At 62.7% G+C, this 6966-nt stretch carries 7 protein-coding genes and 1 pseudogene; 3 read left to right on the forward strand and 5 right to left on the reverse strand.

Annotated features, from left to right (window positions below):
• Positions 1 to 107, reverse strand: a pseudogene (locus FrCorBMG51_RS23905) (plasmid replication, integration and excision activator); the annotation flags it as partial.
• 195 nt (positions 108 to 302) lie between these two features.
• Here FrCorBMG51_RS23905 and FrCorBMG51_RS23910 point away from each other — a divergent pair.
• Positions 303 to 710, forward strand: coding sequence for a helix-turn-helix domain-containing protein (locus tag FrCorBMG51_RS23910; RefSeq protein WP_175648444.1), 408 nt, complete (start codon positions 303 to 305; stop codon positions 708 to 710).
• Between the two features lie 113 nt (positions 711 to 823).
• On the opposite strand, the gene FrCorBMG51_RS23915 is transcribed toward FrCorBMG51_RS23910, so the two are convergent.
• Together FrCorBMG51_RS23915 and FrCorBMG51_RS23920 are read right to left on the reverse strand one after the other, a co-directional pair.
• Positions 824 to 1051, reverse strand: coding sequence for a hypothetical protein (locus FrCorBMG51_RS23915; RefSeq protein WP_047225263.1), 228 nt, complete (start codon positions 1049 to 1051; stop codon positions 824 to 826).
• Positions 1048 to 1338 carry a hypothetical protein gene (locus FrCorBMG51_RS23920; protein WP_047225265.1) on the reverse strand — a complete coding sequence of 97 codons (291 nt, stop codon included), beginning with the start codon at positions 1336 to 1338 and terminating at the stop codon, positions 1048 to 1050. The genes FrCorBMG51_RS23915 and FrCorBMG51_RS23920 overlap by 4 nt, the downstream gene beginning before the upstream one ends.
• A 223-nt stretch (positions 1339 to 1561) precedes the next feature.
• On the opposite strand from FrCorBMG51_RS23920, the gene FrCorBMG51_RS30110 reads away from it, so the two are divergent.
• Entirely contained in the window at positions 1562 to 2929 is a 1368-nt protein-coding gene (locus FrCorBMG51_RS30110) for a helix-turn-helix domain-containing protein (protein WP_052914996.1), read from the forward strand.
• 134 nt (positions 2930 to 3063) lie between these two features.
• Positions 3064 to 3744: a PhzF family phenazine biosynthesis protein gene (locus FrCorBMG51_RS23930; RefSeq protein WP_052914997.1), complete on the forward strand. Its 681-nt coding sequence runs from the start codon at positions 3064 to 3066 to the stop codon at positions 3742 to 3744.
• A gap of 284 nt (positions 3745 to 4028) precedes the next feature.
• Here FrCorBMG51_RS23930 and FrCorBMG51_RS34260 read toward each other — a convergent pair whose 3' ends face one another.
• Together FrCorBMG51_RS34260 and FrCorBMG51_RS28830 are read right to left on the reverse strand one after the other, a co-directional pair.
• Positions 4029 to 4925, reverse strand: a complete 897-nt coding sequence (locus FrCorBMG51_RS34260; RefSeq protein ID WP_086055659.1) for a DNA adenine methylase — start codon at positions 4923 to 4925, stop codon at positions 4029 to 4031.
• Positions 4922 to 6424: a hypothetical protein gene (locus FrCorBMG51_RS28830; RefSeq protein ID WP_139342442.1), complete on the reverse strand. Its 1503-nt coding sequence runs from the start codon at positions 6422 to 6424 to the stop codon at positions 4922 to 4924. Before FrCorBMG51_RS28830 ends, FrCorBMG51_RS34260 begins: the two co-directional genes overlap by 4 nt.
• Between the last annotated feature and the right edge of the window lie 542 nt (positions 6425 to 6966).

The following is a 6966-nucleotide window of genomic DNA, read 5'->3' on the forward strand; positions in this document are numbered from 1 at the left end:
CCCGCCTTCGCCTTGTCGAAGTCGTTGACCGGTTCCACCCCGAGCACGTAGGCGCCGTGCGGGAACACGTCCGTGAACGCCACGGGAATCCGTTGCGGTACCGCCATCGCCGTTGTCACCTCGTCCCACCTTGTCAGTGTGCCGGCGGGTGCCGGCCGTCGGTCGTTGCAGGACATACAGTGCACGGCTTACAAAGCGCTCGCCAAGCGCTTTCCAGCCGGTGTATACAGCCACCGGATACTCGACGGCACCCCCCGGAAGATCAGTATCGCCGGCACGGTCAGCCGGGTTACCTTTGCTATATGTCAAACGGCGTTCCGGTGCACACCGCCCGCAGCCCCCGCCCCGACGAGGACTGGAACGCGGTCGCCGACGCGGTCAACAGCCGGATGGCCCAGCAGCGGATCGGACAGAAGGCACTCGCGGACGCCTCCGGGGTGTCGGTGGCCACCCTGCGCCGCATCCAGCACGGCGCGCACGGCCGACGGGTCCAGAACGCCACATTGACCGCGGTCGCCCACGCCCTTGACTGGCCCGACGACCACCTGATCCGCGTCCTGACCGCCGGGACCAGCCCGACCGGCACGGCACCGCCGGCCATCGAACGGGAGATCCTCGCCGGTATCGGCCGCATCGAACAACAGCTTGCCGACCTCAGCCTCCGACTGGCCACGGTCGAAGAACTCGTCACCGCGCACGCCCACAGGTAAAGGGGCCAGCACCCCGGGGCGGGCATTGCCGCCTGCGGGATCCTGACCCCTGCACACCACCCCAGCCCCCGCCGCCACCGCTTATCGCGGGACGGCACCGGCCGCCTGCACGCTCAATCCGGCGCGCCGGACATCCCGCCGGGCGGCCCCGGCGGCAGCAGGTCGCCGAGCGGACGGAACACCAACGTCACTTCCACATCCCCGAACGCGTCGGCGAACCCCACCCCGTCCGGCAGTGCAGCCCAGGCATCCAGCACGTCCACCGGACGATCCGCCGGAAAAATCGTGATCGCGTGGATGTCCCCGTGCGCGGTGACCCGGGCGTGCTCCCCGCCGCTCATCGGCCGCCGGCCCGCCGCACCGACCGGGCCAGCGCCGCCCCCAGCAGCAGCCGGCCCGCCGCCGGCGCCGTGGCACGGTCGACGAAGAAGAACAGCGGGGTCACCTGATAGTCGTGCCAGCCGCTTTCCACCGCGAACACCTCCGCCGACGCCGCCGAATCAAACGTGATCGTCGTATCGCGGACCCGGCGTTCCCCACCGGGCTCGAACCGCACCACCCCGTACAGCACCGATGGCCGTTCCTCCGCGTTTCCGTCGTCCGCTGGGCCTGTCGTGGTTGCCGTCACCGGCCGCACCCCGTCTCGTGGTCGTTTTCCCCTTGTTGGGACACCGGCCCAGCCCGCCCGGAAAGCAGCGCTCTCCCACCCGGAGCGGACCGGCCACCGGCCACGATTACGAGCTACACGAGCGCTGAAAAGGTCGCCGGCCGTATACACCCGGTGGTTACACTGGCGGACAGTGCACAGCCTGAAACCCGCCGCGTCCCCCTGTCCCGCCCGGGAGGCAGCCGTGACATCACGTAACCGCGAACTCCCCGCCGCACCCGCCGGTCTGTGGGACCGCCCCGAGATGGCCCACGCCCTGGAGCAGCGCGACATGGCCGCGGTGCTGAAAATCTTTCAGAAGTGGACCGGTGCCACCCAGGGGCAGATCGCTACCGCCTGTGGCATGCCGCAGTCCCACATCAGCGAGATCCGCAACGGCAAACGGCAGGTCATGACCCTGGCCGTCTTCGAGCGGTTCGCGAGCGGCCTGAACATCCCCCGCGCCCGGCTCGGCCTGGAAAGCGACAAGACCAGCCCGGACACCCCGCCGGCTACCAGCACCACCGAAACGCTGCCCACCCGCCGGACGGTGTCCCTCGCGATCCCGGCCGCTGCCGGACTCGACATGGCCCCCGACACCCTGGTCACCGCCGCCGCCCGCCAGTCCGCCGCCATCCTGGAACGGCTCGGCGCGGCAACCGTCGACCCACTCGTTCTCGACCAGCTCGCCGACGACGTCGCCCGGCTCTCCCTCGACTACATCGCCGGACCCCCCGAGGCGGTCCTTGCCGACAGCATCGACACCCGCACCCGGGTCCTGGCCGTCCTCGACCAGGCCCGCCGGCCCGCGCAGATCCACGACCTCTACCTGATCGCCGGGCAGCTCTCCGGGATTCTCGCCTACGGCGCCATCGACCTGGGTAAACCCGGCCCGGCCATGACCCACGCCCGCGCCGCCCTGATGTGCGCGGACCTCGCCGGACACACCGGCCTTGCGGTATGGGCGCGAGGCACCCAAAGCCTGATCGCGCGCTTCGCGAACCGGCACCGCGACGCCCTCCAATACATCCACGCCGGGATGGCACTGCGTCCCACCGGCGCGGGCCTGGCCCGGATCGTCAGCGGCGAAGCACAATGCCTGGCCCACCTCGGCGACATCCCCGGTACCCGCGCCGCACTCGCCGCCGCGGCCGACGCCAGCGACCACGACACCCCACCATCCGACATCGAAACCGGGCTGTTCACCTTCCCCCGCGCCATGCAGCACTACTACGCCGGTGGAAGCCTGATCTGGCTTCCCGACAGCACTGGCGCCGCGGACGCCGAAAAAGCCATCACCACCGCCATCACCCTGTTCAGCACCGGACCCGCCGACCAACGGTTCGTCACGGATGAAATCCTCGCGCATGTCTACCTGGCAACCGCCCGCCTGCTCCGCGGCAACATCGACGGCGTCACCGACGCCCTTCGACCGGTCCTGACGATCCCCCCACAGCAACGGGTGTCCTGGCACCGCCGCCGCCTGGACCGCATCGCCGCCCTACTCGACGCCCCCCGCTACCGCACCTCCACCACCGCCGCCGACCTTCGCCACGAGATCGCCGCCTTCTGACACACCGGCCGTAGACGTAGAGGGCCGCTCCCGACGCGCTCCCGAACCGCTCATTCCCCGGACACAACCCGCACCCAACGGGCAGGATGACCCCGACGCGGGAAACGGTGGAAAGCCGAGGGGAGACACCAGCGGTGGTCACAGTACGGGTCGTCCGGGTGTTCACCGACCAGGCCGGTAACCACGGTAACCCCCTCGGAGTCGTCGAGGACGCCGCCACCACCGTCCCCGACCCCGCGCACCGCCAGGAGATCGCCGCCCGGCTCGGCTACAGCGAAACCGTCTTCATCGACGACACCGCCACCTCCACGATCAGCATCTACACCCCCCGCACGAAAATCCCCTTCGCCGGGCATCCCGCCGTCGGCGCCGCCTGGTTCCTCGGCCGCATCCACGGCACCCCACAAGACGTGCTCCGCACCGAGGGAGGCGACGCCCGGACCTGGACCGACGACAACGGCGTGTGGGTACGCGCCGCCCTGGCATCCACCCCGCCGTGGTGGCACGAACGCCTCGACGACCCCAAACAGGTCGACGACCTCACCGGCCCCCTACACCCCGGCCAGGACTTCACCCAACTATGGGCATGGGAAGACGAAGACGCCGGCACCATCCGAGTACGGACCTTCGCCGACCGGGTCGGCATCCCCGAAGACGAAGCCTGCGGATCCGGCGCCATGCGCCTAACCGCCGCCCTCGGCCGCCCCCTGACCCTCCACCACGGCAAAGGCTCCATCATCCACGCCCGCCCAGGCCCCCCCGGACACGCCGACATCGGCGGAACCGTCACCGAGGACGAACCCCGCACTCTCTGACCCATCCGGCGATAAGCCAGCAGACTGCCGAATTAGCCGATTTAGGATCAAGACGCGGTGCCGGCCGCGCCGCACGACGGCTGCGCGCGGCCGTGGACGGCCGTGCTCGCCGGTGCGTCGCCAGCCCGCACCGCGGAACACAGAAATCGAAGGCTTAGGGGAACGCCGGCGTTCAGGTCGACCGAGGCCCTGGGACTACCTGTCCAGGCCCGCTCGCACCGCGCAGATCCGCTGCAGAACGATGAAAAAGAGGTACGCACGAAATTCCATCATGTTCATTACGGTCACGCCTCATTCTCGGACCACAATGCCTGCTGACTCGCAACTAACGCGAGAGCGTCTGAGTAAACCATCACCTCCTTTGCACGAGCAATTCGATGTGCCGAATAGTTTAGGCTGAAAATCGTACGGCGGCGATCAGGATACAGTTCCGCCACCTTTGGCGAGTTGTCATATGTCAAGAGCCAGATAGCTGATGCCCGAGAATTCAGACACTTGGCAAGCGCAGCATGATCGGCCTCGGAGAAGGAGTTCAAATACAGTGATCCCGCCTTCTCGAAATAGGGGGGGTCGGCATAGACGAAAACGTCGTCGCGAGGACTATACCTACGAATCACTTCTCGTCCGTCAAGGTTCAGAACAGTGATTCTTTTAGAGTGTAGGCTAAATAGCCGAACGCGCTCGACCAGATCCGATCTATTGAAGCGTGCATCGATCTTATAAGGGCCAGACTGATCAAGGCCTCCGATCGGACCACCATTCAGGACGCCCGATCTATTCGTACGATTGAGGTAAAAGGTGGAAAACCCTAGAGCTTGGAAGTCGCTCCGGTCTACAGAAGTCTGTATTTCTTTTTGCTTACGCCATTCGCCTACGCTTAGATCTACATTCTCAATTCGACGACTAAAGGATTCAGGATCTTCTTTAAGTGCTCGCCAAAAAGCGTAGACAGCAGGATCCAAATCATTGATTACGATTCGACGTACCTGACCAGTGACTAGGAGTGCCAGTGCCGCACCGGCACCTCCTGCGTATGGCTCGACGTACGTGCCATACGATAGCCGATTTGAGCGGATCAGGTCCGCCAGCCTGAGATAAAGAGAGGCTTTGCCGCCCGGGTAGCGCAATGGTGAGATTATCGGACGCCTTAGCAGGCCGCCAGAGCTTCGCCGACTACTCATGGCTTGAGGATCTCTCGTAGAATACTGCTTATGACATCCCAGCACTCTCGGACGTCACTTGGCGTGGCAAAGATCTCATGATTATGATTTATCGCATTCAAGTGGTCTTGAGATGCAATATACCCGTTCAACTTGCCCCCTTTCACCTTGCGGACTACCTGAATTAGCTGACGGGGGCCGTTTTTTTCGTAATGATCGTCCAACCAGTCTAGACAGTGGCTAAGATAGACGTAGCCCCTCTGGTTGTGCGTCTGACGAATATCCTCGCCGAGCGAATCGGCGTATGCCTTAATAACCTTCTCCAAGAAAGTCCGCATCAGATCGAAAATAGCGTTCGGAAACTTCTCTACTTGTAGCTTTGTAAGCTCGAATAGAATCTTCTTGATTGCCTCAGGGTAAGTAGGAGGTACAACTAGCTGACTAGTCTCAAGAACGGCTGACCGTGCTGGACGACGAGGGTTAGGCTTGGGAGACTCAGGTGGAGAAACCTTGCTTCCGCTTTCTGCCTCATCTCCAGCTTTGGGATTGGGAGTTCCAGCGTCCCTTCGCCCTGATCTCTTTTTCTTTGGCTCGGGATTTGTATCCGAATCGCTGTTTGTTGGCGAGGAGCCAATCCCTTCATCCCCAATGTTCTCTTCTGAGTCATCATTGCCTACCATACCCAGATTACGAATTTCCTCTAGCTCTTCTAGAAGCGACTCGTAGCGCGGGCTCGTTGTTTTGTTTAGGGTACGCGTCGTAAGGTCGCCTTCTCGAATCCCGTTAGCAATTACTTCGGCGATCTTCGCAAAAGTGCGCGCATCAACGGTCATCTGCAGTCGGCCTGAGACCTCATCTAGCTTCAGGCCCAGTAGAGCTTGGAACGGGGACGACTCGTACAGTCGCGCCAAGGTTGCCGTTATGCGCCTGTTAGATTTGTCTCGTGCATAGTCGGTTAGTGAGCTGTCCGCAAATTCGACAGACCTGAAAGCATTGAGAAAGTTGGCTCTAAAGACGAATTTGCCAACCTCGACCGTCGGGTACCGCTGTTTTAGCTCCGCGAGGGTTCGCCCTGCGTCGACCTGAGCCTGAAAAAAATCGGCTTGACGGTCAGGATTCCATGCCCTGCGGGGATTACTCGTGTGCAAGGCCGCGATAAGTTGATCGGCGTCGTCTCGGCTTGGCGCTACCTTTACCGTGATTTTCTTGAGGTTATCCCTATTCGGAAGATCTCGAACCAATCGAAGAATTCGAGTCTCATAACCCGCCGCCAGGTAGGGATTCTGAATCGCTTTCAGAACAGCGACCCTGCGATTTCCCTCCGCTACGACCAAACCCTCCCGCCGATGAACGACGATAGGAACTTCATGGGTCAAATACCCGACCTTAACGATAGCCTCAAGAAGACTGAACGCCTGTTCGTTTTTAAAAAGGTCTGCAATAATGTCTGTTTCGATTGCGCCGACAGGTGTAGCGGTAAGCCGAACGTTGCGTTTGTCGAGCACCAACGTGTCGATCACGTCTACCTCCAAGTCTGGCCAGGTAGACATGTCGATCATGGAGGGCCCCCGTTCGGTACGCACGACGTCCGAGAGATGATATCCATAGGAGCGTCGCCTTTGTGTAGACGATACGAAGACTCGTCCAGTACCGCCCTCTTATTGGCCGAGCGTGTGTCGTGGGAGACTCGCCGACGCGCGTCTCGCAGCACGCGACGTGCGAGTGTTGATTTTTTGGAGAGACGGTTGGTCGCAGCGCTACGGACACGGCTCAGATGACCAGCGGACGACTCCAGTCGAGTCGGCGCTTTAGCACAGACGGCAACGGATGACAAGCAGACGGATGGATGGTCTGGGGCAGCCGGTGACCATAGACATTCACGGAACTCGCGGATCGACGGGTCTGCCGAACGCTCTGTAATCATCGCCGGCCGAGTCGCAGTACTGCAATTGTACTGCAACCGGGTCGGACGCCAGTGGACATCACGGAGGCCTTGGCCTGGCTTGATGGACATCAGTGGACGTTCCTGGACGGCGTGCCGAGCGGTAGATGTCAAGTCAAA

It is taken from the genome of Protofrankia coriariae (assembly GCF_001017755.1).
In the GTDB taxonomy this organism is placed as follows: Bacteria; Actinomycetota; Actinomycetes; order Frankiales; family Frankiaceae; genus Protofrankia; species Protofrankia coriariae.

Coding starts and splice junctions, on each gene's coding strand:
- FrCorBMG51_RS23910 (WP_175648444.1), top strand. CDS start 303: ATGTCAAACGGCGTTCCGGTGCACACCGCCCGCAGCCCCCGCCCCGAC.
- FrCorBMG51_RS23915 (WP_047225263.1), bottom strand. CDS start 1,051: ATGAGCGGCGGGGAGCACGCCCGGGTCACCGCGCACGGGGACATCCAC.
- FrCorBMG51_RS34260 (WP_086055659.1), bottom strand. CDS start 4,925: ATGAGTAGTCGGCGAAGCTCTGGCGGCCTGCTAAGGCGTCCGATAATC.